Annotated in this window: 22 protein-coding genes; 18 read left to right on the top strand and 4 right to left on the bottom strand. The window is 69.8% G+C overall.

The window, feature by feature from the left end; genetic code table 11:
* Positions 1-146 precede the first annotated feature (146 nt).
* The 13 genes from FE263_RS01315 (at position 147) to FE263_RS01255 (ending at position 13,908) form a co-directional block, all read left to right on the top strand.
* A complete protein-coding gene (locus tag FE263_RS01315) occupies positions 147-2,066 on the top strand; it encodes a peptidylprolyl isomerase (RefSeq protein ID WP_138324149.1) in 1,920 nt (639 codons plus the stop codon).
* Positions 2,066-3,541, top strand: coding sequence for an anthranilate synthase component I (gene trpE, locus FE263_RS01310; protein ID WP_138324148.1), 1,476 nt, complete (start codon positions 2,066-2,068; stop codon positions 3,539-3,541). The genes FE263_RS01315 and trpE overlap by 1 nt, the downstream gene beginning before the upstream one ends.
* The gene (locus tag FE263_RS01305; RefSeq protein WP_138324147.1) at positions 3,538-4,149 is read left to right on the top strand and encodes an anthranilate synthase component II; all 612 of its coding nucleotides are present in this window, start codon (positions 3,538-3,540) and stop codon (positions 4,147-4,149) included. Before trpE ends, FE263_RS01305 begins: the two co-directional genes overlap by 4 nt.
* A gap of 49 nt (positions 4,150-4,198) precedes the next feature.
* The gene (gene trpD, locus FE263_RS01300; RefSeq protein ID WP_138324868.1) at positions 4,199-5,314 is read left to right on the top strand and encodes an anthranilate phosphoribosyltransferase; all 1,116 of its coding nucleotides are present in this window, start codon (positions 4,199-4,201) and stop codon (positions 5,312-5,314) included.
* Positions 5,281-6,120: an indole-3-glycerol phosphate synthase TrpC gene (gene trpC / locus FE263_RS01295; protein ID WP_138324146.1), complete on the top strand. Its 840-nt coding sequence runs from the start codon at positions 5,281-5,283 to the stop codon at positions 6,118-6,120. Before trpD ends, trpC begins: the two co-directional genes overlap by 34 nt.
* Before the next feature lie 3 nt (positions 6,121-6,123).
* Positions 6,124-6,651, top strand: a complete 528-nt coding sequence (moaC, locus tag FE263_RS01290) for a cyclic pyranopterin monophosphate synthase MoaC (protein WP_138324145.1) — start codon at positions 6,124-6,126, stop codon at positions 6,649-6,651.
* A gap of 98 nt (positions 6,652-6,749) precedes the next feature.
* On the top strand, positions 6,750-7,709 hold the full coding sequence (gene pdhA, locus FE263_RS01285) for a pyruvate dehydrogenase (acetyl-transferring) E1 component subunit alpha (protein WP_138324867.1): 960 nt from the start codon (positions 6,750-6,752) through the stop codon (positions 7,707-7,709).
* 3 nt (positions 7,710-7,712) lie between these two features.
* Positions 7,713-9,098, top strand: coding sequence for a pyruvate dehydrogenase complex E1 component subunit beta (locus tag FE263_RS01280; RefSeq protein WP_138324144.1), 1,386 nt, complete (start codon positions 7,713-7,715; stop codon positions 9,096-9,098).
* A 13-nt stretch (positions 9,099-9,111) separates the two neighbouring features.
* On the top strand, positions 9,112-10,443 hold the full coding sequence (locus FE263_RS01275; protein WP_138324143.1) for a pyruvate dehydrogenase complex dihydrolipoamide acetyltransferase: 1,332 nt from the start codon (positions 9,112-9,114) through the stop codon (positions 10,441-10,443).
* 4 nt (positions 10,444-10,447) lie between these two features.
* Complete coding sequence (gene lpdA, locus FE263_RS01270) at positions 10,448-11,857, top strand: dihydrolipoyl dehydrogenase (protein ID WP_138324142.1); 1,410 nt, start codon at positions 10,448-10,450, stop codon at positions 11,855-11,857.
* Positions 11,858-11,886: 29 nt separating this feature from the next.
* Entirely contained in the window at positions 11,887-12,861 is a 975-nt protein-coding gene (lipA, locus tag FE263_RS01265; protein WP_138324141.1) for a lipoyl synthase, read from the top strand.
* A complete protein-coding gene (locus FE263_RS01260; protein ID WP_138324140.1) occupies positions 12,861-13,343 on the top strand; it encodes a type II toxin-antitoxin system RatA family toxin in 483 nt (160 codons plus the stop codon). Before lipA ends, FE263_RS01260 begins: the two co-directional genes overlap by 1 nt.
* A 127-nt stretch (positions 13,344-13,470) precedes the next feature.
* On the top strand, positions 13,471-13,908 hold the full coding sequence (locus tag FE263_RS01255; protein ID WP_138324139.1) for a hypothetical protein: 438 nt from the start codon (positions 13,471-13,473) through the stop codon (positions 13,906-13,908).
* An 88-nt stretch (positions 13,909-13,996) separates the two neighbouring features.
* Here FE263_RS01255 and FE263_RS01250 read toward each other — a convergent pair whose 3' ends face one another.
* The 3 genes from FE263_RS01250 to FE263_RS22440 are packed head-to-tail and all read right to left on the bottom strand — an operon-like array spanning position 13,997 to position 17,101.
* Entirely contained in the window at positions 13,997-14,500 is a 504-nt protein-coding gene (locus tag FE263_RS01250; protein ID WP_138324138.1) for a CinA family protein, read from the bottom strand.
* 22 nt (positions 14,501-14,522) lie between these two features.
* Positions 14,523-15,023, bottom strand: a complete 501-nt coding sequence (locus FE263_RS01245) for a phosphatidylglycerophosphatase A family protein (protein ID WP_240758931.1) — start codon at positions 15,021-15,023, stop codon at positions 14,523-14,525.
* The gene (locus FE263_RS22440) at positions 15,020-17,101 is read right to left on the bottom strand and encodes a lytic transglycosylase domain-containing protein (RefSeq protein WP_138324136.1); all 2,082 of its coding nucleotides are present in this window, start codon (positions 17,099-17,101) and stop codon (positions 15,020-15,022) included. The genes FE263_RS01245 and FE263_RS22440 overlap by 4 nt, the downstream gene beginning before the upstream one ends.
* A 191-nt stretch (positions 17,102-17,292) precedes the next feature.
* Here FE263_RS22440 and dapA point away from each other — a divergent pair, with 191 nt between their 5' ends.
* The 5 genes from dapA (at position 17,293) to FE263_RS01215 (ending at position 20,777) form a co-directional block, all read left to right on the top strand.
* Positions 17,293-18,183, top strand: coding sequence for a 4-hydroxy-tetrahydrodipicolinate synthase (gene dapA, locus FE263_RS01235; RefSeq protein ID WP_138324866.1), 891 nt, complete (start codon positions 17,293-17,295; stop codon positions 18,181-18,183).
* 8 nt (positions 18,184-18,191) lie between these two features.
* Positions 18,192-18,674, top strand: a complete 483-nt coding sequence (smpB, locus tag FE263_RS01230; protein WP_138324135.1) for an SsrA-binding protein SmpB — start codon at positions 18,192-18,194, stop codon at positions 18,672-18,674.
* Between the two features lie 85 nt (positions 18,675-18,759).
* On the top strand, positions 18,760-19,383 hold the full coding sequence (locus FE263_RS01225) for a DUF5666 domain-containing protein (RefSeq protein ID WP_138324134.1): 624 nt from the start codon (positions 18,760-18,762) through the stop codon (positions 19,381-19,383).
* A gap of 18 nt (positions 19,384-19,401) precedes the next feature.
* Entirely contained in the window at positions 19,402-20,049 is a 648-nt protein-coding gene (locus FE263_RS01220) for a cytochrome b/b6 domain-containing protein (protein ID WP_138324133.1), read from the top strand.
* Entirely contained in the window at positions 20,046-20,777 is a 732-nt protein-coding gene (locus tag FE263_RS01215; RefSeq protein WP_138324132.1) for a molybdopterin-dependent oxidoreductase, read from the top strand. Before FE263_RS01220 ends, FE263_RS01215 begins: the two co-directional genes overlap by 4 nt.
* Positions 20,778-20,780: 3 nt before the next feature.
* Here the strand turns inward: FE263_RS01215 and FE263_RS01210 are convergent, their stop codons facing one another.
* Positions 20,781-22,562: an SLC13 family permease gene (locus FE263_RS01210; protein ID WP_138324131.1), complete on the bottom strand. Its 1,782-nt coding sequence runs from the start codon at positions 22,560-22,562 to the stop codon at positions 20,781-20,783.
* Positions 22,563-22,637 lie beyond the last annotated feature (75 nt).

The raw sequence follows: 22,637 nt of genomic DNA, 5'->3' as shown, positions 1-22,637 counted from the left end.
TCCGCGCCGCAACTCCCAAGGAAGCGGGCATAGACCATGAGGGGCTGCCGCTGGTCAATCTCGGGCTCCCTCCCTATGGTGCGCCGCCTCATGACCCCCATTCGAACCCCAGGGCCAAGCACGGCTCGCCGGCCGCCGGATCCCACATGATCACCTACTTCAGACACCTGTTCGTGGATTCCTGGGCCGGCCGGGCGTTCGCCGTGCTGATCTTCGCAGCCTTCGTGCTCTGGGGCGTCGGCGACTTCTTCACCAAGCTCGGCGGCGCGCCCGACGCCTCCACGGTGGCCGCGGTGGGCGACCGCAAGATCGGCATCGACGATTTCAACAACGCCTTCCACGCGCAGCTCGACCAGGTGGCGCGGCAGAGCGGGGGCGATGCGTCGAGCCTGCCGCAGCAGGAGCGGGCGCAGGTCGCCATGCAGGTGCTGCAGGGCCTGGTGTCGCGCGCGGAGGCGCTGCGCGAGGCGACCCGGCTCGGGCTGGTGGTTCCGGACGACGTCCTGCGCCAGACCATCTTCGACCTGCCGCTGTTCAAGGGCCCCGACGGGCAGTTCCAGCGCAGCCGCTTCGATGCGTGGCTGCAGCAGAACCGCCTCACCGAGGCGCGCGTGCTGTCGATCTTCCGCGACGACCTGACCGCGAATGCGCTGGTCGAACCGTTGCGGGTCGGAGCCAAGGCGCCCGCGGTGCTGGTCCGCCACGCCTACGATTTCGCCGCCCAGACCCGCACGGTCGACCTGGTGTCGTTCCCGTTCGCGGCGGGACCGGCGCCCGCTCCACCCGACCAGGGCACGCTGCAGCGTTACTATGACAACCACCCACAGCAGTTCCAGGCGCCGGAATACCGCCGTGTCAAGCTGGTGCTGCTGTCGCCGCAGACCATCGCGCGATCGATCGACGTTCCCGAGGCCGACGAGCGGGCGCTGTTCCGCGCGCAGAACAACAACGGCTCGGTGCCGGAGAAGCGCTCGGTGCAGGTGATCACCGCGCCCAGCGAGGCCCGCGCGCAGGCGCTGGCGACGCTGTGGCGCGGCGGCGCCGGCTGGCCGCAGATGCAGGCGGCGGCCACCGACAGCGTGCCGGTGGCGCTGGACGATGCGGCCCGGGCCACCTTCCCGTCGCCGGAGATGGGCAGCCTCGCCTTCGGCGCGAAGGCGGGCGAGGTGGCCGGGCCGCTGAAGACCGAGACCGGCTGGGTGCTGCTGAAGGTCACCAAAGTCGACCCGGCGGTGACGCACAGCTTCGCGGACAGCCGGCAGGCGCTGCACGACCAGATCGCCGCTGCCCGGGTGCGCGACCTGCTGGCCGACCGCGTGCAGAAGCTGCAGGACGTCATCGCGGGTGGAGGCGCCAGCGGGTCCGGCCTGGACCAGGTCCCGGCCGATCTCGGCGCGGTGGCGGCGGAAGGCACCCTGGACGCCCAGGGCATGACCCAGGCCGGCGAGCCGGCGCCGCTGCCCGGCACCGATGCGCAGCGCCAGGCGATCATCGCCACCGCGTTCGCACAGAAGCAAGGTGCGCCGCCCGAGCTGAAGCAGGGACCGGACGATGCCGAATATGCCCTGTCGGTGGAGCAGGTGACCCCGGCGGCGGCCCTGCCGTTCGCCGCCGTGCAGGACAGGGTGCGAGACGCGGTGGTGGCGGATGCGCGCAGGCGCCAGGCGGAGCAGCAGGCGGCGACCTTGTTCGCGGCGGCACGCAAGGCCGGCGGGCTGGCGAAGCTGCCCGCAGGCACACCCGGTCTCGCCGGGCTGGTGCACCAGCCGCCGTTCGGTCGCAGCGGTCCGCCGGCAGGTGTCCCGCCCCAGCTGCGGCAGATCGCCTTCAGCCTGAAGGTGGGCCAGTCGACGATGGTGCCGGGCGCGGACGGCTTCGTGGTCGCCACCGTCACCGGCGTGCAGCATCCCGACCCGGCGTCCAACCGCATGGCCTATGACCGGCTGCAGGCCAACCTGGACGGCTCGGTCGCCAACGATATCGAGGTCGCCTACGCGACGCTGCTGCGCGGCCGCAAGCAGCCGACGCTGAACGCCCAGGCGATCCGCAGCGTCGTCGGTCCCTGATGGGCGAGGCCCTGCCGCCGGGACGCATCGCGTCCAGCATCGAGCCGGCCGACCTGCTGACGCCGGTGGCGGCGTTCCTGAAGCTGACCGGCCGGCTGCCGGGTGCCGCACGCAACGCGTTCCTGCTGGAAAGCATCGAGGGCGGCGCCGCGCGTGGGCGCTATTCGGTGATCGGGCTGCTGCCGGACGTGGTGTGGCGCTGCGACCATGGCCGGGTGGCGGTGGCAGCCGGTACCGGCGCCGGGTTCGTCGAGACCGGCGAGGCGCCGCTTGCCAGCCTGCGCGCCCTGATCGATGCCAACCGGATGCAGTTGCCGGACGGCATGCCGCCGATGACCGCCGGCCTGTTCGGCTATGTCGGCTACGACATGGTGCGCCAGATGGAGCACCTGCCGGATGCGCCGCACGACGATCTCGGCCTGCCGGAAGCGGTGCTGCTGCGGCCCTCGCTGTTCGCGATCTTCGACAACGTGCGCGACGAGCTGACCCTGGCGGCGCCGCTGCGCGACGGCGCCACCGTGGAGCAGGGCGAGGCGCTGCTGGAGCGCGCCAGGATTGCGCTGGCGTTGCCGGTGCCGCACCCCCCCGTGGCGCCGGGCGGGGCGGCGGCCGCCGAGCCGACCTCGAACTTCACCCGCGACGCCTTCGAGGACGTCGTGCGGCGGATCCAGGAGTACATCGCCGCCGGCGACGTGTTCCAGGCGGTGCCCAGCCAGCGCTTCTCCACGCCGTTCGCGCCGCCGGCGATCGCGCTCTATCGCGCGTTGCGTCGCATCAACCCGTCGCCGTTCCTGTTCCTGCTCGATTTCGAGGGCTTCAGCCTGGTCGGCAGCTCGCCCGAGGTGCTGGTCCGGCTGCGCGACGGCACCGTCACCGTGCGCCCGCTCGCCGGCACCCGTCCGCGAGGCGCCGATCCGGCGGAGGACCGGCGCCTTGCCGCCGAGCTGCTGGCCGATCCGAAGGAGCGCGCCGAGCACCTGATGCTGATCGATCTCGGGCGTAACGATGTGGGCCGGGTCGCCGAGATCGGCAGCGTGCGGGTTACGGAGAGCTTCGCAATCGAGCGCTTCAGCCACGTCATGCACATCTCCTCGACGGTGCAGGGCAGGCTGAAGCCGGGGCTGACCGCGCTCGACGCCCTGGTGGCGGGCTTTCCTGCCGGGACGCTCACCGGAGCGCCGAAGATCCGCGCCATGGAGATCATCGACGAGATGGAGCCGACCCGGCGCGGGCCGTACGCCGGCTGCATCGGCTATTTCGGCGCCGACGGCACCATGGATACCTGCATCGGGCTGCGCATGGCGGTGCTGCAGGGCGGTGTCATGCATGTCCAGGCCGGCTGCGGCGTGGTGGCCGACAGCGTGCCGGCAGCGGAATACGAGGAGACCCGCCAGAAGGCGCGCGCGCTGCTGCGGGCGGCGGAAGCTGCGACGACATTGACCGGGCACAACGCCAATCCCACTGTGACGTCATGATCCTGCTGATCGACAACTACGACAGCTTCACCTTCAACCTGGTGCACTTCCTCGGTGACCTGGGGGCGGAATGCGACGTCCGCCGCAACGATGCGCTCACCGTCGAGGCGGCGATGGCGCTGCGGCCGGATGCCATCGTGCTGTCGCCCGGCCCCTGCGCGCCGGACCAGGCAGGCATCTGCTGCGACCTGATCCGGGCCGCCGCCGGACGGGTGCCGCTGCTCGGGGTCTGCCTCGGCCACCAGGCGCTCGGCCAGGTGTTCGGCGGCGAGGTGGTCCGCGCGGCGACGCCGATGCACGGCAAGCTCAGCCCGGTGCGCCACGAGGGCACCGACGTGTTCGCCGGCCTGCCGAGCCCGTTCGAGGCGACCCGCTACCACAGCCTTACGGTACGGCCCGAAACGTTGCCGGACGCCCTGGTGCCGACCGCCTGGACCACGGGGGAAGGCGGGGACGGCGTGATCATGGGCCTGCGCCATCGCGACCTGCCGCTGTTCGGGGTGCAGTTCCATCCCGAGAGCATTGCCTCGCAGCACGGCCACGCCATCCTGGCGAACTTCCTGGCGATTGCCGGCGGGCGGAACGATCTCCGCGTGCAGGCCGCCTGATTGCGTGCCCGACACTAGCTTCTCCGCCAGTGCGACCGGCCTGAAGCCGATGCTGGCGCATGTCGCCACCGGGCAGGCGATGGACGAGGAGCAGGCCGAGGCTGCCTTCGAGCTGGTGATGGCGGGCGAGGCGACCCCGGCCCAGGTCGCCGGCCTGCTGATGGCGTTGCGCGTCCGCGGCGAGACCGTGGCCGAGCTGACCGGCGCGGTGCGGGCGATGCGCCGGCGCATGCTGCACATCGCAGCGCCGACCGGGGCGATCGACGTCTGCGGCACCGGCGGCGACAACCAGGGCACCCTGAACATCTCGACCGCGGTGGCCTTCGTGCTCGCGGCCCTCGGCGTGCCGGTGGCCAAGCACGGCAACCGGGCGTTGTCGTCGCGCTCCGGGGCGTCGGACGTGCTGGCGGCGCTCGGCGTGGCGCAGACCGCCGACGTGGCAGGGCTGGAGGGCGACCTTGCCCGGCACCGGCTCGCCTTCCTGTCGGCGCCGGCGCATCACCCGGCGCTGCGCCATGCGGCGGGGGTGCGCGCCGAACTCGGCACCCGGACGCTGTTCAACCTGCTGGGCCCGCTCTGCAACCCGGCTTCGGTGAAGCGGCAACTGGTCGGCGTCTACGATGCGCGCTGGCTGCTGCCGGTGGTGGAGACGCTGCACCGGCTCGGCTCCGAGCGCGTCTGGGCGGTGCATGGAACGATCGACCGGGGGACGGCGAGCGGCCTGGACGAGCTGACCCTGGCCGGTCCGAGCCGGGTGGTGGCGCTGGAGGACGGCGTGATCCACGAACTGGCGATCACACCGGCCATGGCCGGCCTTCGACCGGCGCCGGTTTCCGCCATCGCCGGCGGTGACGCGGCCCATAACGCGCGTGCGCTGGAGGCGCTGCTCGGCGGTGCCCCCGGGGCCTACCGCGATACCGTGCTGCTGAATGCCGCCGCAGCCTTGCGTGTCGCTCGCGGAGGCAACATGTTCCCGGCGGGACAGGGTGCAGGCGGGAGGCGGTTGACCGGAGCGGTCGCCGCCCCGCCCGCCGTGCCCACGCGGTTCGAACAGGATCTGCGCGACGCCGTCGCCGAGGCGGCCGCCGCCCTGGACGATGGCAGCGCGATGGCCGTGCTGGACCGGATGCGATGCAGGTTGAGGGACAGGAACGACCGAACTTGACCGATGCTGCGTCCGACATCCTGGCCCGCATCTGCGTGCAGACGCGCGACGAGGTCGCCCGCCGCATGGCCGGCCTGCCGCTGCGCGAGCTGAAGGCGCGGCTGCGTGACATCGAGGAGCGCCCGCGCGGCTTCGGGAACGCCCTGAAGCTCAAGACCGCCGAGCGCGAGGTCGGGCTGATCGCCGAGGTCAAGAAGGCGTCGCCGTCCGCCGGCCTGATCCGGCCGCAGTTCGATGCCGCCGCCATCGCCCGCGAATACGAGCAGGCCGGCGCCGCCTGCCTGTCGGTGCTGACCGAGGGGCCGAATTTCCAGGGTCATGTCGCCGACCTGCAGGCGGCGCGGGCTGCGACCTCGCTGCCGGCGCTGCGCAAGGATTTCATGCTGGAGCCCTGGCAGATCTACGAGAGCCGGCTGATCGGCGCCGACTGCATCCTGCTGATCATGGCGGCGATCGACGACGACCGTGCCGCCGACCTGCTCGGCCTAGCGCGGCTGGTGGATCTCGACGTGCTGGTGGAAGTGCATGACGAGACCGAGCTGCACCGGGCGCTGGCGCTCGAGACCACCCTGATCGGCATCAACAACCGCAACCTGCGGACGCTGCGCACCGACATCGCCACCACCCTGGAACTGGCCCCGCAGGTGCCGCCGGACCGCATCGTGGTGGCCGAGAGCGGCATCACCTCGCGTGCCGACGTGCTGCGCCTGGCCGAAGCCGGGGCCAGCTGCTTCCTGGTCGGCGAGAGCCTGCTGCGGCAGCCCGACGCCGGCGCCGCCGCCCGCGCCCTGCTCGGACCGATCTGAGGGATGGCCATTCCGACAGGCGACGGGGAGCCGCGGCTCACCCATCTGGATGAAGCCGGTCGCGCGGTGATGGTGGATGTCTCGGACAAGCCCGACACCAGGCGCGACGCCACCGCGCGTGGCCGGGTGTCGATGCAGCCGGCAACGCTCGAGCTGATCCTGGCCGGCCGGATGCCGAAGGGAGACGTGCTGGCGACCGCCCGCATCGCCGGCATCATGGCGGCCAAGCGCACTTCGGAGCTGATCCCGCTCTGCCATCCGCTCAGCCTGTCGTCGGTCGCGGTCGATCTGGTGGCGTCGGAGGACGGTGCTGCGATAGAGATCGTGGCGCGGGCGCGGACCACCGGCCCGACCGGCGTCGAGATGGAGGCGCTGACGGCGGCTTGCGTCGCGGCGCTGACGCTTTACGACATGTGCAAGGCGGTGGATCGCGGCATGCGCATCGAGGCGATGCGGGTGGTGCAGAAGTCCGGTGGCCGCACCGATATCAGAGACCAGATCGATCCGAGGCAGGAAGGGACGTGCCCGTGAACAAGTCTTCCAAGATACAGGGCCCGGCACCCGCCAATGCCTCGGCTGAACTCGGGGTGTCCGCAAAGCCGGGCGACCACGGGCGCAACAGCCCCGCCATGACGCCGGAGCAGCTGACGAAGGCCTATCGCACCATGGTGCTGATCCGGCGCTTCGAGGAGCGCACCGGCCAGCTCTACGGCATGGGGCTGATCGGCGGCTTCTGCCATCTCTATATCGGCCAGGAAGCGGTGGTGACCGGCGTGCAGATGGCGCTCAAGCCGGGCGACAAGGTGGTGACCTCGTATCGCGACCACGGCCACATGCTGGCGACCGGCATGGAGGCGCGCGGCGTGATGGCCGAGCTGACCGGCCGCGCCACCGGCTATTCGCGCGGCAAGGGCGGCTCGATGCACATGTTCTCCCGCAAGGAGAACTTCTACGGCGGCCACGGCATCGTCGGCGCGCAGGTCTCGATCGGCATCGGGCTCGCCTTCGCCAACCGCTACCGCGGCTCCGACGAGGTCTCGGTAGCGTATTTCGGCGAGGGCGCCTCGAACCAGGGCCAGGTGTTCGAGAGCTTCAACATCGCCGCCCTGCAGAAGCTGCCCTGCATCTTCGTGATCGAGAACAACCGCTACGGCATGGGCACCAGCGTCGAGCGCTCGTCGGCGTCGCGTGCGCTGTACAAGAACGGCGAGCCGTGGGGCATCCCCGGCCTGCAGGTCGACGGCATGGATGTCGAGGCGGTGCATGACGCCGCCCAGCAGGCGGTGGCGCATTGCCGCGCCGGCAACGGACCCTTCCTGCTGGAGATGACCACCTACCGCTACCGGGGCCACTCGATGTCCGACCCTGCCAAGTATCGCACCCGCGACGAGGTCGACGAGATGCGTCGCACGCATGACGCCATCGAGCGGGTGCGCCATGCCCTGCTCGGCCAGGGCGTCGAGGAGCAGGCGTTGAAGAAGATCGACGACGAGATCAAGACCATCGTGACCGACGCGGCCGAGTTCGCGCAGTCGAGCCCGGAACCGGATGCCTCCGAGCTCTGGACCGACATCCTGGTGGAGGCCTGAGCGATGTCGACCCAGGTCCTGATGCCGGCGCTGTCGCCGACCATGACGGAAGGCAAGCTGGCGCGCTGGCTGAAGAAGGTCGGCGACACCGTGTCCGCCGGTGACGTGATCGCCGAGATCGAGACAGACAAGGCGACGATGGAAGTAGAGGCCGTCGACGAGGGCACCATCGGCCGCCTGCTGGTCGAGGAAGGCACCGAGAACGTGGCGGTGAATGCGCCGATCGCGGTGCTGCTCGGCGAGGGCGAGGATGCTTCCGCCGCCGAAAGCAAGGCGGAGCCGCCGAAGGCCGAGAGCCCGGCGCTGCCCAAGGTCGCCGCCGAGGGCGCCGGCCCCAAGGAGATCGCCGACCGCGCCTCCGAGGAGCGCACGCCGGCGCTTGCGCGTGTCGAGCCCGAGAAGGACTGGGGCGAGACCAGGAGCCTCAGCGTGCGCGAGGCACTGCGCGACGCGATGGCGATCGAGATGCGCGCCGACGACGACGTGTTCCTGATGGGCGAGGAGGTCGCCGAGTACCAGGGCGCCTACAAGATCAGCCAGGGCCTGCTCGCCGAGTTCGGCGCGCGGCGGATCATCGACACCCCGATCACCGAGCACGGCTTCACCGGCATGGCGGTGGGTGCGGCGCTGACCGGCCTGAAGCCGATCGTCGAGTTCATGACCTTCAACTTCGCCATGCAGGCGATCGACCAGATCATCAATTCGGCGGCCAAGACGCTGTACATGTCCGGTGGCCAGATGGGCTGCCCGATCGTGTTCCGCGGCCCGAACGGTGCCGCGTCGCGCGTCGCCGCCCAGCACAGCCAGTGCTATGCGAGCTGGTACGCGCATGTGCCGGGGCTGAAGGTGGTGGCGCCGTACTCGTCGGCGGACGCGCTCGGCCTGCTGCGCGCCTCGATCCGCGACCCCAACCCGATCATCTTCCTCGAGAACGAGATCCTGTACGGGCAGAGCTTCGAATGCCCGACCGACCCGGACTTCGTGCTGCCGATCGGCAAGGCTAAGATCGAGCGCACCGGCACCCAGGTCACCATCGTCGCCTTCTCGATCATGGTCGGCGTGGCGCTGAAGGCGGCCGAGTTGCTGGCCGAGCAGGGGATCGACGCGGAGGTGATCAACCTGCGCACCCTGCGTCCGCTGGACACCGCGACCATCATCGAGAGCGTGAAGAAGACCTCCCGGCTGGTGACGGTCGAGGAGGGCTGGCCCTATGCCGGCATCGGCGCGGAGATCTCCATGCAGGTGATCGAGCACGCGTTCGACTGGCTGGACGCGCCGCCGGTGCGTGTGCACGGGCTGGACGTGCCGCTGCCGTATGCCGCCAACCTCGAGAAGCTGGCCCTGCCGCAGCCCGACTGGGTGGTCGATGCCGTGAAGAAGCTGGTCTGAGGAACGCCTGACGATGTCCGTGAACATCCTGATGCCGGCGCTGTCGCCCACCATGACCGAGGGCACGCTGGCGCGCTGGCTGAAGAAGGAAGGCGACGCCATCGCCTCCGGTGACGTCATCGCCGAGATCGAGACCGACAAGGCGACGATGGAGGTCGAGGCAGTGGACGAGGGCATCCTCGGCCGCATCCTGGTCGCCGACGGAACCGAGGGCGTGCAGGTCAACCAGCCGATCGGCATCATCGTGGACGACGGCGAGGCGGTGCCGGATGCGGCGGCACCTGCTGCCAAGTCCAAGCCGCCGGTGCCCGCTGCCGAGGCGAGCAATCCGACGCAGCCGCCGGCCCCGGTCACACACGAGGCAGCCCCCGCCGCGCCGGCTGCCGCCGCGGCCCCGGCTGCCGGCGGCAGGGTGTTCATCTCGCCGCTGGCGAAGCGCCTCGCCAAAGAGGCCGGGCTCGATCCGGCATCGATCCCGGGCAGCGGCCCGAACGGACGCATCATCCGCGCCGACGTCGAAGCGGCGCAGAAGGCAGGACCTGCAACGAAGGCTCCCGAGGCTAAGGCGCCGGCTGCAGCGCCCGCCTCCGCGGCGCTGGCCGCAGCCCCTACGCCTGCGAGACCGGCCCCGGTGCCGATCACCGCGCCGCACACCAAGATCCCGAACAGCAACGTGCGCCGGGTGATCGCGCGCCGGCTGTCGGAAGCCAAGCAATTCATCCCGCACTTCTACGTTTCAATCGACGTCGAGCTGGACCGGCTGCTGGCACTCCGCACCGAGCTGAATGCCTCCTCGCCGAAGGAGGGCCCCGGCACCTTCAAGCTGTCGGTCAACGACATGCTGATCAAGGCGGCCGCGGTGACGCTGCGCCGGGTGCCGCGGGTGAACGCCTCCTACACCGACGAGGCGATCATCCAGTACGACGACGTGGACATCGCGGTCGCGGTCTCGATCCCGGATGGGCTGATCACGCCGATCGTCACCAGGGCCGACGTGAAGAGCCTGTCGATGATCAGCAACGAGGCGAAGGCCCTGATCAAGCGCGCCCGCGACGGCAAGCTGAAGCCGGAGGAGTTCCAGGGCGGCTCGTTCTCGATCTCCAACATGGGCATGTTCGGGGTGAAGTCGTTCTCGGCGATCCTCAATCCGCCGCAGGGCGCGATCCTGGCGGTGGCTGCCGGCGAGAAGCGCGCCGTGGTGCGGTCGGGCGACAGGATCGAGGTCGCCAACGTGATGACCTGCACGCTGTCGGTCGACCATCGTGTCATCGACGGCGCGCTCGCCGCAGAGTGGATGTCGGTGTTCAAGTCCGTCGTGGAATCCCCGATGAGCCTGGTAGTCTGAGCGGATGGCCGATACCTCCTTCGACCTGATCGTCATCGGCGGCGGACCGGGCGGCTACGTCGCCGCCATCCGCGCGTCGCAGCTCGGCATGAAGACCGCCGTGGTGGAGCGCGAGCATCTCGGCGGCATCTGCCTGAACTGGGGCTGCATTCCGACCAAGGCGCTGCTGCGCTCGTCCGAGATCAACCACCTGCTGCACAATCTCGGCGAGTTCGGCTTCTCCGCCGACAACATCCGCTTCGACCTCGACAAGGTGGTGAAGCGCTCGCGTGCGGTGGCCAAGCAGCTGGCGTCCGGCGTCGGCCACCTGCTGAAGAAGAACAAGGTCGCGGTGTTCGACGGCAACGCCGCGCTGGACGGCGTCGAGGGCAGCCTGCGCCGGGTCAAGGTGAGCAAGGACGGCTCCCCCGATACCGCGTTGACCGCAAAGAACGTCATCCTGGCGACCGGCGCGCGCGCCCGCACGATCCCCGGCCTGGAGCCGGATGGCGAGTTCATCTGGTCGTACCGCGAAGCGATGGTGCCGAAGAGCATGCCGAAGCGGCTGCTGGTGGTGGGCTCCGGCGCGATCGGCATCGAGTTCGCCTCGTTCTACCGCAACATGGGCGCCGAGGTGACGGTGATCGAGGTTGCCGACCGCATCCTGCCGGTGGAGGACGAGGAGATCGGCGCCTTCGCCCGCAAGGCGTTCGAGAAGCAGGGCATGCGCATCCTGACCGGTGCGAAGCTCGGCACGCTGGTCAAGGAGAACGGCACCGTGACGGTACCCGTGGAGGCAGGCGGCAAGAGCGAGACCTTCATCGTCGACCGGGTGATCTCGGCGGTCGGCATCGTCGGCAATGTCGAGGGGCTCGGGCTCGAGGGCACCAGGGTGGTGGTCGAGAAGACCCATGTGACGATCGACCCGTTCTGCGCCACCGGCGAGCCCAACGTGTATGCCATCGGCGACCTCGCCGGTGCGCCGTGGCTGGCGCACAAGGCGAGCCACGAGGGCGTAGTGTGCGTCGAGAAGCTTGCCGGCAAGGACGTCCACCCGATCGACTGGAGCAACATCCCCGGCTGCACCTATTCGCGGCCGCAGATCGCCAGCGTCGGGCTCACCGAGGCGCGTGCCAAGGCGGCCGGGCACGAGATCCGGGTCGGTCGCTTCCCGTTCGTCGGCAACGGCAAGGCGATCGCGATGGGCGAGCCGGAGGGCATGGTCAAGGTGGTGTTCGACCGCGCGTCCGGGGAACTGCTCGGCGCGCACCTGGTTGGGGCCGAAGTCACCGAGATGATCCAGGGCTACGTGATCGCACGCACCCTGGAGACTACGGAGCAGGAGCTGATGCACAGCGTGTTCCCGCATCCGACAGTGAGCGAGACCATGCACGAGGCGGTACTGGACGCTTACGACCAGGTTATCCACTTCTAGGCCTGGCTCTCCCGAAGCAAAGGTTGCCCATGTCCTCCACCCGGCTGCTGATCGACCACCGCGCGCCGGCGGCTTCCTTGCGTCACCCCGAGAAGGCGAACCGGCCGGACAACCCGATCCAGCGCAAGCCGGACTGGATCCGGGTTCGCGCGCCGAACCATCCTGTCTACCACGAGACCCGCGCGCTGATGCGCGAGCACAAGCTGGTGACCGTGTGCGAGGAGGCGGCCTGCCCGAACATCGGAGAGTGCTGGTCGCAGCGCCACGCCACCATGATGATCATGGGCGAGATCTGCACGCGGGCTTGCGCCTTCTGCAACGTGCGCACCGGCCAGCCCGAGGCGCTCGATGCCGGCGAGCCCGGTCGCGTCGCAGAGGCGGTGGCCAAGCTCGGCCTGCGCCATGTGGTGATCACCTCGGTGGACCGCGACGACCTGCGTGATGGCGGGGCTGCGCATTTCGCGGCGGTGATCGGCGCGATCCGCACGGCGGCGCCCGGCACCACCATCGAGATCCTGACGCCGGACTTCCTGCGCAAGCCAGGCGCGCTCGAGGTGGTGGTCGCGGCGCGTCCGGACGTCTTCAACCATAACCTCGAGACGGTGCCGCGGCTGTATCCGACCATTCGCCCGGGTGCGCGCTATTTCCAGTCGCTGCGCCTGCTCGACGACGTGAAGCAGCTCGATCCCACCATCTTCACCAAGTCCGGCCTGATGGTCGGCCTCGGCGAGCAGCGCCTCGAGATCCTGCAGGTGATGGACGACCTGCGTGTCGCCGATGTCGATTTCCTGACCCTCGGCCAGTACCTGCAGCCATCGGTGAAGCATGCCGCGGTGGACCGCTTCGTGACCCCGGACGAGTTCGCCGACTATGCCGGCATGGCGCGCGCCAAGGGCTTCCTGCAGGTGAGCGCCACGCCGCTGACCCGCTCGTCTTATCACGCGGACGAGGATTTCGTGGCCCTGCGCACGGAACGGGCGCGCCGGCTGGCGTTGCACGCCTGATGCCGACCCATGCCGAACGCCGCCTGATCTCCTACCGACCCGAGCAGCTGTTCGACCTGGTCGCAGATGTCGAACGCTATCCGGAGTTCCTGCCCTGGTGCGTGGGGGCGAAGGTACGCAGCCACGTCGAGAACGAGCTGCTCGCCGACCTCACCATCGGTTTCGGTCCGTTCCGCGAGACCTTCACCAGCCGGGTTGCTTTGGACCGGCCGCACACCGCGCATGTCCGCTACGAGCACGGCCCGTTTCGCTACCTCAACAACAAGTGGACCTTCACCGAACACCCGCAGGGCTGCCTGGTGGATTTCTTCGTCGAGTTCGAGTTCCGCTCGCGGCTGCTGCAGGCTGCCATCGGTGCGGTGTTCAACGAGGCGGTCAAGCTGATGGTCAGGGCCTTCCTCAAGCGCGCCCGCGACGTCTACGGGCCGGCGGCTCCGAGGAGCCCGACCGCATCACCCGTTCGCACCGGGTCCGGATACTGACGCTGTTGCGCAACTACCACAGCCTGTTTTCGTTGCCTGCCCGTGCCGTCCTTCACGACAAGGATGCGTTTACAACCCGGTGGCCCGGTCAACGCGGTCGGGTCATCAGGCAGCAAGGAATCTTTCGATGAAATTCACTCTCTGCGCAACGGCCGCCGCGGCTCTCCTGGCCGCCGCTCCGGCTCTGGCTCAGTCGACCGGTGGCACCGGCATGACGCACCACCACCACCACGCCTACATGCACCATGGCAAGCATCATGGCGCGATGGGCAAGGGCACCGGCGACGCCGAGGTCGAGAAGTTGAACGAGCAGAGCCTGCAGAACGCCAAGGCTGGCGCGGTGCCGGCCTCGACCGGTGGCGCAATGGCCGCACCGGCCGGCTCCGGCGCGATGGCGGCTCCGGGCACCCCCGGTGGCGCGATGGCGGCTCCGGGCACCGGCATGTCGGCTCCGGCCACGTCGTCGGGTTCGATGGGAACGATGGCCCCGGGCAACGCGCCTGCCATGGCCCCTGCCAACGCGCCGGCCGCGACCCCGGACACCGGCGCTCCGGCAAAGAACTAAACTGCCAACGGGCAGCCCGGCGGTCACCCCGCCCGGGCTGCAGGCTCGCTCGCGATCCCGGTCGGGCGGCGGAGCATGATCTATCCGGTCATGCTCCCGCCGCCTTTCCTGCGTGGTGGTGCAGCAACGCGAGTGCCTGTTCCGTCGCCTGCGCCCGGACGGCGGCACGATCGCCGTCGAAGACCTTCCAGTCGGTCACGGTCGGCCTGCCGATGCCGGCCACCGCGAACCACACCAGACCGACCGGCTTGCCCGTGCTGCCGCCCCCCGGACCGGCGATGCCGGTGACCGCAACGGTTCGCGAGGCTCCGGATGCCGACAGCGCTCCCTCCGCCATCGCGGCCGCGACCGGTCCGCTGACGGCGCCGTGGGTCTCGAGCAGCTCGGTCGAGACCGCCAGGGCACTATGCTTGAGGGCGTTGGAGTAGGTTACGAACCCGCCGAGCACGACGTCGCTGGACCCGGCATGGTGGGTCAGCGAGGCCGAGACCAGCCCACCGGTGCAGCTCTCTGCGGTGGCGATCGTCAACCCCCGCGTGCGGTAGCGCTGCAGCACCTCCGCCGCCCGCGCCAGACAGCCGTTGTCGATCATGGGACGTCCCGCGTAATGGATGTCAGAGGATAACCCAGCCGGCCAGCCGAAGCAGCAGGCAGCCGATCAGCCCGGCCACGATGTCATCCCCCATCACACCGACGGCATCGTGCCGTCGGTCCATATAGCCGACCGGCCCCGGCTTGGTGATGTCGAGCAGCCGGAACATCGCGAAGGCGGCGACGAACCAGAGCACCGAGGGAAGGGTGGGCGGCCAGGCGAGGCTGTGCAGCCTGGGAATGCCGAGCAGGGTGATCCAGATCCCGGCGACCTCGTCGATGACGATCCAGCCATGATCGGCGCCTCCCGAGGCGCGCGGGATCGCCCACAGGCCGGCAGCGGAGGCGAGCAGGATGGCTGCGCACAGCATCCAGGGCTGCCGGCACAGCACGATGCCGGGCAGCATGGCGGCCAGGGTGCCGAAGGTGCCCGGTGCGACGCGGCTGAACCCGCTGCCGAGGAAGCTCGCGACCAGGACCGGCAGGCGGCTGGCGGCGGGAGCAGGCCAGGGCCGGTGGTTCAAGGCTGGCCGCCCTGGCGGGACCCGGATTGCGACGCCAGTGCGATGCGGGCGCGGGGGGCCGGGTCGCGGTCGCGGTAGATCGCCTGGCTTTCCAGAACCCGCTGCACGTAGTTGCGGGTCTCGGCGAACGGGATCTGCTCGATCCAGTCGATCGTCGCCGGAGAGCCGGGTGAGGCATCGGCGGCGGGCGTGTTGGCGACGCTCCATTGCTGCGCGCGGGCAGGTCCGGCGTTGTAGGCGGCGATCGCGTATGGCTCGGTGCCACCGAAGCGTTGCAGCAGGCTTGCGAGGTAGGTGGTGCCGGTCTGCATGTTGATCGCCGGATCGCCGAGTGCCGCCGCATCGACGAGGCCGCCGGAGACCTGGCGCGCGGTCGCAGGCATCAGCTGCATCAGGCCGCGCGCGCCCACCGGGCTTACGATCGCGGCATCGAAACTGCTTTCCTGGCGCATCACCGCGAGCGCCAGCCCGGGCGGCAGCGCGGGCGAGGGCGGCGGCGCGTACGGGGCCGGCCAGCCCGAGCGGACCAGCACCAGCCCGTGCCTGCCGGCGTTGCGCGCGATCGCCACCGCGACATCCGGCAGGCCGAGACCGTCGGCAAAGCTGGCGCCGAGGGCGTGGCCGGTGTCGGTGGTAGTCAGCTGGTCGAGCCTGAGCAGGAACAGCCGCGCATGGTGCAGATCGCGGCAGGCCACCAGGAAGGCGGCCGCGCGCGCCAGTTCCTGGCCGGCATAGGCGAGCGCGTCGCCGCTGCTCCAGGCCGGATCGTGCAGGGCGGCCAGAGCGGAGTTCAAGGTTGCCTGGGCGTTGCCACCGGCGGCGAGGCGGCTGATCGCGGCCTGGCCATAGAAGCTGGTCGGATACCGGGCGGCGGCCTGGTATGCGGTCGTGGCATCGGCGGCGCGGCCGGACGCGTCCAGCGCCTGTCCGAGCCAGTAGAAGCCCCGGCTGGTGGTGATGACCGAGTGCGAGCCGGCGGGAAGCGTCGCGAAGCGTGCAGCCGCCGTTGCCGGATCGTGCAGGCGGCGCAACGAAATCCAGCCGACCAGGAAGTCACGGTCGAGCCGGGCTGTGGCGGCGTCCTGCAGGCTGTCGTCGGCGACGGCCAGCGCCTCGGCGTCGCGGTGCGTCGCCAGCAGGTCGCGCACCAGGGCCTCGCGCTCGTTCCAGTAGGCTGGCCGATGCGCGTCCGGCGCTGCCTGTTCCGCTGCCAGGGCGGAGCCGCGCCAGAGCGCGAGCGCGGCGTCGTCCTGGTCGTGCCGGCGCAGCCAGCGTGCGAGGTCGAGCGCCAGCGCCGGGTCCTGCGCGGGATCGCCATGCAGGGCGGCGGCGAGCCCGGGACCGGAGGCGTCGCCGCGATGCAGCGATAGCCGCGCCATCGCGAGAGGACGCAGCGCTGCCGGCAGCCGCGGAAGCTGCCTGCCGGCCGCTGCCAGGGAACCGGACCATTCCTGCCGGTCGAAGCGGCGCCACTGGTCGGACGGCGTCGGTACCGCGCCGAACAGGCGCTGGAACTCGGCTTCCTGCACCGGATCATCGAGGCCATCGACCCAGTCGGCGCGTGCCGCATCGGCGACCGGGGCCGGCAGGTTGGCCAGGCTGAGCGGCACCGCCTGTCCGCGGACGACGGCTGCGGGAGGCAATGTCGTGGCCGGGCCGCCCAGCGCGTTGGCGCAGCGCAGCAGGCTGGCCGGGATCGTCGGGCGATGCGTCGTGCAGAGGTCGCGGGCGACGCCGTCGTCGGGCTCGGCGCCGAGCGCCTCCTGCAGGCGCTGGCCGAGCTGCGCGCGGCCGGGCCAGTCGGGATGCGCGCGCAGGAAGCCGTCGATCTCGGAGGCGGTGCCGCCGCCCTCGATCTGCAGCCGCAGCCAGGTCGCCACCTCCGTCGCGACCGGATCGGCGGACCCGGTAGCCTGCGCCTGCGCAAGCTGCAGGGTGGCGGCCTGCACCGGTCCGGCATGGGCGGTGGCTGGCAACTGGGCCTGCGACTGCGCACCATGGACCGAGCACGCCGCCAGCAGGCAGGCGAGGGCGGCCGTGCTGCCGGCCTTGAGAAGATTGCGCGCAACGGTCGGCATCGAGTTCACCAGGCCCGATAAAAGGGTGGTCCGGGAGACGCCGGCGTTGCAAGTTTCAAGATTGCGCCGGCCCCGTTCAACTGCAATCCGGCTAAGCTCGCTGCGATCCAGCGCGGCATTCCCAACAGCGGGAGGCTGCTCTAGTGTCCGCCGCCGCGCCCGCCCGCAACTTGCGAGTCTCTTCCGGTCGCCTGGAGAATACCATGTTCGAGGGGTCGATCACCGCCCTGATCACGCCCATGAAGCCCGATACCGGCATCGACGAGCCCGCCTTCGAGGCGCTCATCGACTGGCAGATCGCGCAGGGCACCAGCGGCGTGGTGCCGTGTGGCACCACCGGCGAGAGCCCGACGCTCACCCACGCCGAGCATCGACGCCTGATCGATGCCGCGGTGTCGGCGGCGGGCGGACGGGTGCCGGTGCTGGCCGGGACCGGGTCGAACAGCACGGCCGAGGCGATCGAGACCACGCGACATGCCAAGGCGGCCGGCGCCGCCGGCGCGCTGGTGGTAACGCCCTATTACAACAAGCCGACCCAGGAGGGGCTGTACCTGCACTTCCTGGCAATCGCGGACGCCGTCGACCTGCCGATCGTGATCTACAACATTCCCGGCCGCAGCGTGATCGACATGGGCGTCGAGACCATGGCGCGGCTGGCCCGGCATCCCAACATCGTGGGCGTGAAGGACTCCACCGCCAACCTGCTGCGGCCATTGCAGATGCGCGCCGCCGCCGGACCCGGGTTCATCCAGCTTTCGGGCGAGGACGGCACCGCACTCGCCTTCCTGGCGTCAGGCGGCGTCGGCTGCATCAGCGTCACCGCCAACGTGGCACCGCGCGCCTGTGCCGACATGCAGGCGGCCTGGAAGCGCGGCGATATTGCGGGCGCGATGGCGATCCAGGACCGGCTGCTGGTACTGCACGACGCACTGTTCGTCGAGAGCAACCCGGCGCCGGTCAAATACGCGGCGAGCCTGCTGGGCCGCGCGGGGGAGACCTGCCGGCTGCCGCTCGCTCCGCTGGCGCAGAGCAGCCGTGAACGCGTGCGGCGCGCCGTCGACGCGGTCGGGCTGACCGCCTAGACAACCTGATGGCTGAGAAACGCAAGAGCGGGCTTATCACCCACGGCATGGCGGCGCAGAACCGCAAGGCACGCTACGACTACACCATCAAGGAAACGGTGGAGGCCGGCATCGTGCTCAAGGGGCCGGAGGTGAAGAGCCTGCGGCTTGGCCGGGCGACGCTGACCGAGGCTTTCGCCGGCGAGCGCGACGGCGAGGTCTGGCTGTTCAACTGCTACATTCCAGAATACCAGGCGGGAGTGCTGTCGCGCTTCGAGCCGCGGCAGCCGCGCAAGCTGCTGCTGCACCACAAGCAGATCGACAAGATGCTGGGCGCGGTGGCACGCGATGGCCAGACGCTGATCCCGCTCGACATCCATTTCAACGAGCGCGGCGTAGCAAAGGTGCTGCTCGGGATCGCCGAGGGGCGCAAGAAGGCAGACAAGCGGCAGGCGGTGGCGGCGCGGGACTGGCAGCGCGACAAGGCGCGGCTGATGCGGGCGCGCGGCTAGGCGAACCGTTTTAAGTTGCTGCCGATGGTAACCACCGGCATCGCTGCCACGTATTGAACGAGCAATCACGAGGATGCGTCCGATCATGAGAACAGACTTCCTGACCGTCACCGGCCTGGGCGCAGCCGCAGTCGCATCGATGCTGGCGCTGGCACCGGTGGCGCGCGCCGATTCCGGCCCGCCGCCGCGTACCCGTGGCGTGATCACCGCCATGACGGATACCAGCGTGACCCTGAAGACCCGCTTCGGTGGCCCGGTGACCCTGAAGATCACCCCGGACACCGGCTATGTCGGCGCGACCAAGGCCTCGCTTGCCGAGGCCAAGCAAGGCCGCTTCATCGGCGTCGCCGCCAACCCCGGTCCGGGCGGCACGCTGGTGGCCCGCGAGGTCACCATCTTCCCCGAAGCCATGCGCGGCGCCGGCGAGGGGCACTACGGCTGGGACCTCGGCCGCCAGGGCTCGATGACCAATGGCACCATCGGCACCGTGTCGGGCTCCAGCGGTCGGACGATGACGGTCGACTACAAGGGCGGCAAGACCTCGATGACGGTGCCGGCGGATGCGCCGGTGGTCGATCTCGAGGCGGGTGACAAGAGCCTGCTGAAGGCCGGCGCACACGTGGTGGCGTTCGGCCCGAAGAGCGCCGACGGCAGCGTCGATGCCAAGCGTATCGTGGTCGGAGTGGATGGTGCCGTTCCTCCCATGTAACCGAGTGGAGTGCGGGTGATGAGTTCCTCCTCACCCGCCGATCCGCGCAAGACGATCGTCGTGCACCCGCTGGTGGTGCGCCTGACGCACTGGATCAACGCGTTCGCGTTGGGGTGCATGGTGGCCAGCGGCTGGCAGATCTACAACGCCTCGCCGCTGCTGCCGTTCACCTTCCCGGCCTGGGCGACGCTGGGCGGCTGGCTCGGCGGTGGTATCGCCTGGCATCTGGCGGCGATGTGGCTGCTGGTCGCCAACGCGCTGATCTATTTCGCATACGGACTGTTCGGCCGGCACTTCCGGCGGACGCTGCTGCCGATCACGCCGGGTGGCGTCTGGCGCGACCTCCGGCTGGCGCTGAGCTTCAAGCTGCAGCACGAGCTTGGCGTCTACAACGCGGTGCAGCGCCTGCTGTACCTGGTGTCGCTGCTGCTCGGCGTGCTTGCCGTCCTGTCGGGCCTCGCACTCTGGAAGCCGGTGCAGCTGCAGGTGCTGGATGACCTTGTCGGCGGCTATCCGGTGGTGCGCTGGATCCATTTCGGCGCGATGGCCGGGCTGGTCGGATTCTTCGTCATTCATATCGCGCTGGTCATCCTGGTGCCGCGTACGTTGCCCTCGATGATCACCGGGCGTGGGCGGCCGCACGACGTGACAGTGAGCGAATCATGAGGAAGCCACCCGAGATCTCGAACCGGTCCCGGCGCATGCTGCTGCGCTCCGGACTGTCGCTCGGCGCGCTCACCATGCTGACGGGCTGCAATCTCGATGACGGCGACGCCGTCGACCGGGTGCTCTGGGCGATGTCGCGTTTCAACGACCGCATCCAGGGGCTGCTGTTCAGCCGGACCACGCTGGCGCCGGTCTATGCGGCGTCGAAGCTGACCACGCCGTTCCCGTTCAACGCCTACTACCCGATGGATAACGTTCCCGAGATCGACGTCGACAACTGGAAGCTCGAGGTATCGGGCCTGGTATCCGACAAGACAGCCTGGACGCTGTCGCGCCTGCGCGCACTGCCGCAGGAAAGCCAGATCACCCGGCTGATCTGCGTCGAGGGCTGGAGTGCGATCGGCCAGTGGCGCGGTGTGCCGATGCGCACCTTCCTGCAGCATATCGGCGCCGATACCACCGCGAAGTATGTCGGCTTCAAATGTGCCGACAAGTACTTCTCCAGCATGGACATGCAGACCGCGCTGCATCCGCAGACCATCCTGGCGCTCGATACCGGCCCTGCCAACGAGCCACTACCTCCGCAATACGGCTATCCGCTGCGGATCCGTGTGCCGACCAAGCTCGGCTTCAAGAACCCCAAGCATATCGCGGCGATCTACGTTACCAACAAATATCCAGGCGGCTACTGGGAAGACCAGGGCTACAACTGGTTCAGCGGCAGCTAGGCTTCACCCCACCCGCAATCCCCAGACCAGCGTGATCAGCGGCACGCCCGAGGCAACGACGATCACCGAAAGCGGCAGGCCCAACCTCCAGTAGTCGCCGAAGCGGTAGCCGCCCGGGCCGTAGATCAGCGTGTTGCACTGGTGCCCGATCGGGGTGAGGAAGTCGCAGCCGGCGCCGAGGGCCACCGCCATCAGGAAGGCGTCCGGGTTGAGGTGCAGCTGCTGGGCGATGCTGGCCGCGATCGGACCCAGCATCAGGACGGTCGGCGCGTTGTGCAGGAACGGCGTCAGCACCATCGCCAGCACCAGGATGATCGCAAGCGCCGCTTCCGGTGGCACCAGGTGCAGTACGCCCTGCAGGTTGTGGGCGATCAGCGCGGTGCCGCCGGTGGTCTGGATGGCATGGCTGACCGGGATCAGCGCGCCGAGCAGAACGATCACGTGCCATTCGACGGTGTGGTAGGCCTCTTCCATCGTCAGGAACCGCAGCACCACCATGATGGCGGCTGCCGCGATGAAGGCGACGCCGGGCGAGAGCGTGTGCGTCGCAGCCGCCGCCATCGCCGCCAGCAGTACCAGGAGCGGCAGGAAGCTGCGATGGCTGGCGCCCAAGGTCAGCCGGCGCTCTGCCAGCGGCAGCACGCGCAGCGCGCCGAGAGCGTCCGGGATCTGCTTCGAGGCGCCACGCAGCAGCACCACGTCGCCGATGCGGAAGCGGATGGCATGCAGCCGGCGGGTGATCTGCTCGCCGGTGCGGCTCAGCGCGATCAGGCTGAGGCCGTGGGTGGTGCCGAGCGAGACCTGGTCCTGGGTGCGGGCGACCAGCGTACTGTCGGCGGTCACCACCGCCTCGACGACGCTGATCTCCTCCGCCTCCGCCGCATGTGCCGGAGCCTCGTCGCGGCCGAGCTGGAGGCGGGCGCGGGCAACCAGCCGTTCGAGGGCATCCGGATCGCCCTGCAGCAGCAGCACGTCGCCGTCGTTCAGCAGCGATTCCGCCGCCGGCACGAAGCGACGGTAGCGCTCGCGCAGGATGGTGCCGACCACCACCTCGCCATCACTGGCGCGTTCGAGTTCCCGCACGCTGCGCCCGACCATCGGGCTGCCGGCCGGCAGGCGCGCCTCGGTGGTGTAGGCGGCAAGGTTGAAGGCCGCGTCCAGCCCGCCGGCGGGACGGCGGTTGCGCGGTACCAGCCGATAGCCGAAGGCGAGGAAGAGGCAGCCGAGGATGGCAACCGGCAGGCCGACAGGGGTGAAGTCGAACATGCCGAACGGGTGGCCGGAGAAATCGGCGCGCACCTTGGCGATCAGGATGTTGGGCGAGGTGCCGATCAGTGTCACCAGTCCGCCGAGCAGCGAGGCAAAGCTCATCGGCATCAGCAGCGGGCCGGGATAGCGCTTGCCACGCCGCGAGAGCTGCAACGCGGTCGGCATGAAGATCGCGAGCGCACCGACGTTCTTGCAGAACATCGAGAGCAGCCCGACCGCGCCGACCATTGCCGGGACCTGCGCCTGCAAGGTACGCAGCCGCGGCAGGAACGGGTTCATCAGGCTCTCGACGACACCGGATCGCGCGATCGCCGCACTCACCACCAGCGCTCCGATGATGATGACCACGACATCGTCGGAAAACCCGTCGAAGGCGGTCTTCATCGGGATGATGCCGGCGACGATGCCTGCGATCAGGGCGAGCAGGGCGATCAGGTCGTAGGCGAGCCGCCCCCAGACGAACATGCCCACCGTGCAGGCCAGGATGCCGAAGGCGAGCGCCTCGTCGATCGTCATGGTGAGGCGGTCTCCGGGAGGCGGCGGGCCCAGGGGCGTTGCTGGCGCGGGATCGGGCGAAGGCGGAAGAACTTT

The sequence above is a fragment of the Lichenicoccus roseus genome, from assembly GCF_005844085.1.
GTDB classification, from domain to species: Bacteria; Pseudomonadota; Alphaproteobacteria; order Acetobacterales; family Acetobacteraceae; genus Lichenicoccus; species Lichenicoccus roseus.
Note: the sequence above shows the minus strand (reverse complement) of the source record. Positions and strands in the feature narration are given on the sequence as shown.

Bases quoted from the DNA above. Each gene is read 5' to 3' on its own strand.
- trpD (WP_138324868.1), top strand. From the start codon at position 4,199: ATGCTGGCGCATGTCGCCACCGGGCAGGCGATGGACGAGGAGCAGGCC.
- pdhA (WP_138324867.1), top strand. From the start codon at position 6,750: ATGACGCCGGAGCAGCTGACGAAGGCCTATCGCACCATGGTGCTGATC.
- FE263_RS01260 (WP_138324140.1), top strand. From the start codon at position 12,861: ATGCCGACCCATGCCGAACGCCGCCTGATCTCCTACCGACCCGAGCAG.
- lpdA (WP_138324142.1), top strand. From the start codon at position 10,448: ATGGCCGATACCTCCTTCGACCTGATCGTCATCGGCGGCGGACCGGGC.
- FE263_RS01315 (WP_138324149.1), top strand. From the start codon at position 147: ATGATCACCTACTTCAGACACCTGTTCGTGGATTCCTGGGCCGGCCGG.
- FE263_RS01275 (WP_138324143.1), top strand. From the start codon at position 9,112: ATGTCCGTGAACATCCTGATGCCGGCGCTGTCGCCCACCATGACCGAG.
- FE263_RS22440 (WP_138324136.1), bottom strand. From the start codon at position 17,101: ATGCCGACCGTTGCGCGCAATCTTCTCAAGGCCGGCAGCACGGCCGCC.
- FE263_RS01280 (WP_138324144.1), top strand. From the start codon at position 7,713: ATGTCGACCCAGGTCCTGATGCCGGCGCTGTCGCCGACCATGACGGAA.
- FE263_RS01220 (WP_138324133.1), top strand. From the start codon at position 19,402: ATGAGTTCCTCCTCACCCGCCGATCCGCGCAAGACGATCGTCGTGCAC.
- FE263_RS01250 (WP_138324138.1), bottom strand. From the start codon at position 14,500: ATGATCGACAACGGCTGTCTGGCGCGGGCGGCGGAGGTGCTGCAGCGC.
- FE263_RS01210 (WP_138324131.1), bottom strand. From the start codon at position 22,562: ATGACGATCGACGAGGCGCTCGCCTTCGGCATCCTGGCCTGCACGGTG.
- FE263_RS01215 (WP_138324132.1), top strand. From the start codon at position 20,046: ATGAGGAAGCCACCCGAGATCTCGAACCGGTCCCGGCGCATGCTGCTG.
- smpB (WP_138324135.1), top strand. From the start codon at position 18,192: ATGGCTGAGAAACGCAAGAGCGGGCTTATCACCCACGGCATGGCGGCG.
- trpE (WP_138324148.1), top strand. From the start codon at position 2,066: ATGGGCGAGGCCCTGCCGCCGGGACGCATCGCGTCCAGCATCGAGCCG.
- trpC (WP_138324146.1), top strand. From the start codon at position 5,281: ATGCAGGTTGAGGGACAGGAACGACCGAACTTGACCGATGCTGCGTCC.
- FE263_RS01225 (WP_138324134.1), top strand. From the start codon at position 18,760: ATGAGAACAGACTTCCTGACCGTCACCGGCCTGGGCGCAGCCGCAGTC.
- FE263_RS01255 (WP_138324139.1), top strand. From the start codon at position 13,471: ATGAAATTCACTCTCTGCGCAACGGCCGCCGCGGCTCTCCTGGCCGCC.
- FE263_RS01305 (WP_138324147.1), top strand. From the start codon at position 3,538: ATGATCCTGCTGATCGACAACTACGACAGCTTCACCTTCAACCTGGTG.
- moaC (WP_138324145.1), top strand. From the start codon at position 6,124: ATGGCCATTCCGACAGGCGACGGGGAGCCGCGGCTCACCCATCTGGAT.
- lipA (WP_138324141.1), top strand. From the start codon at position 11,887: ATGTCCTCCACCCGGCTGCTGATCGACCACCGCGCGCCGGCGGCTTCC.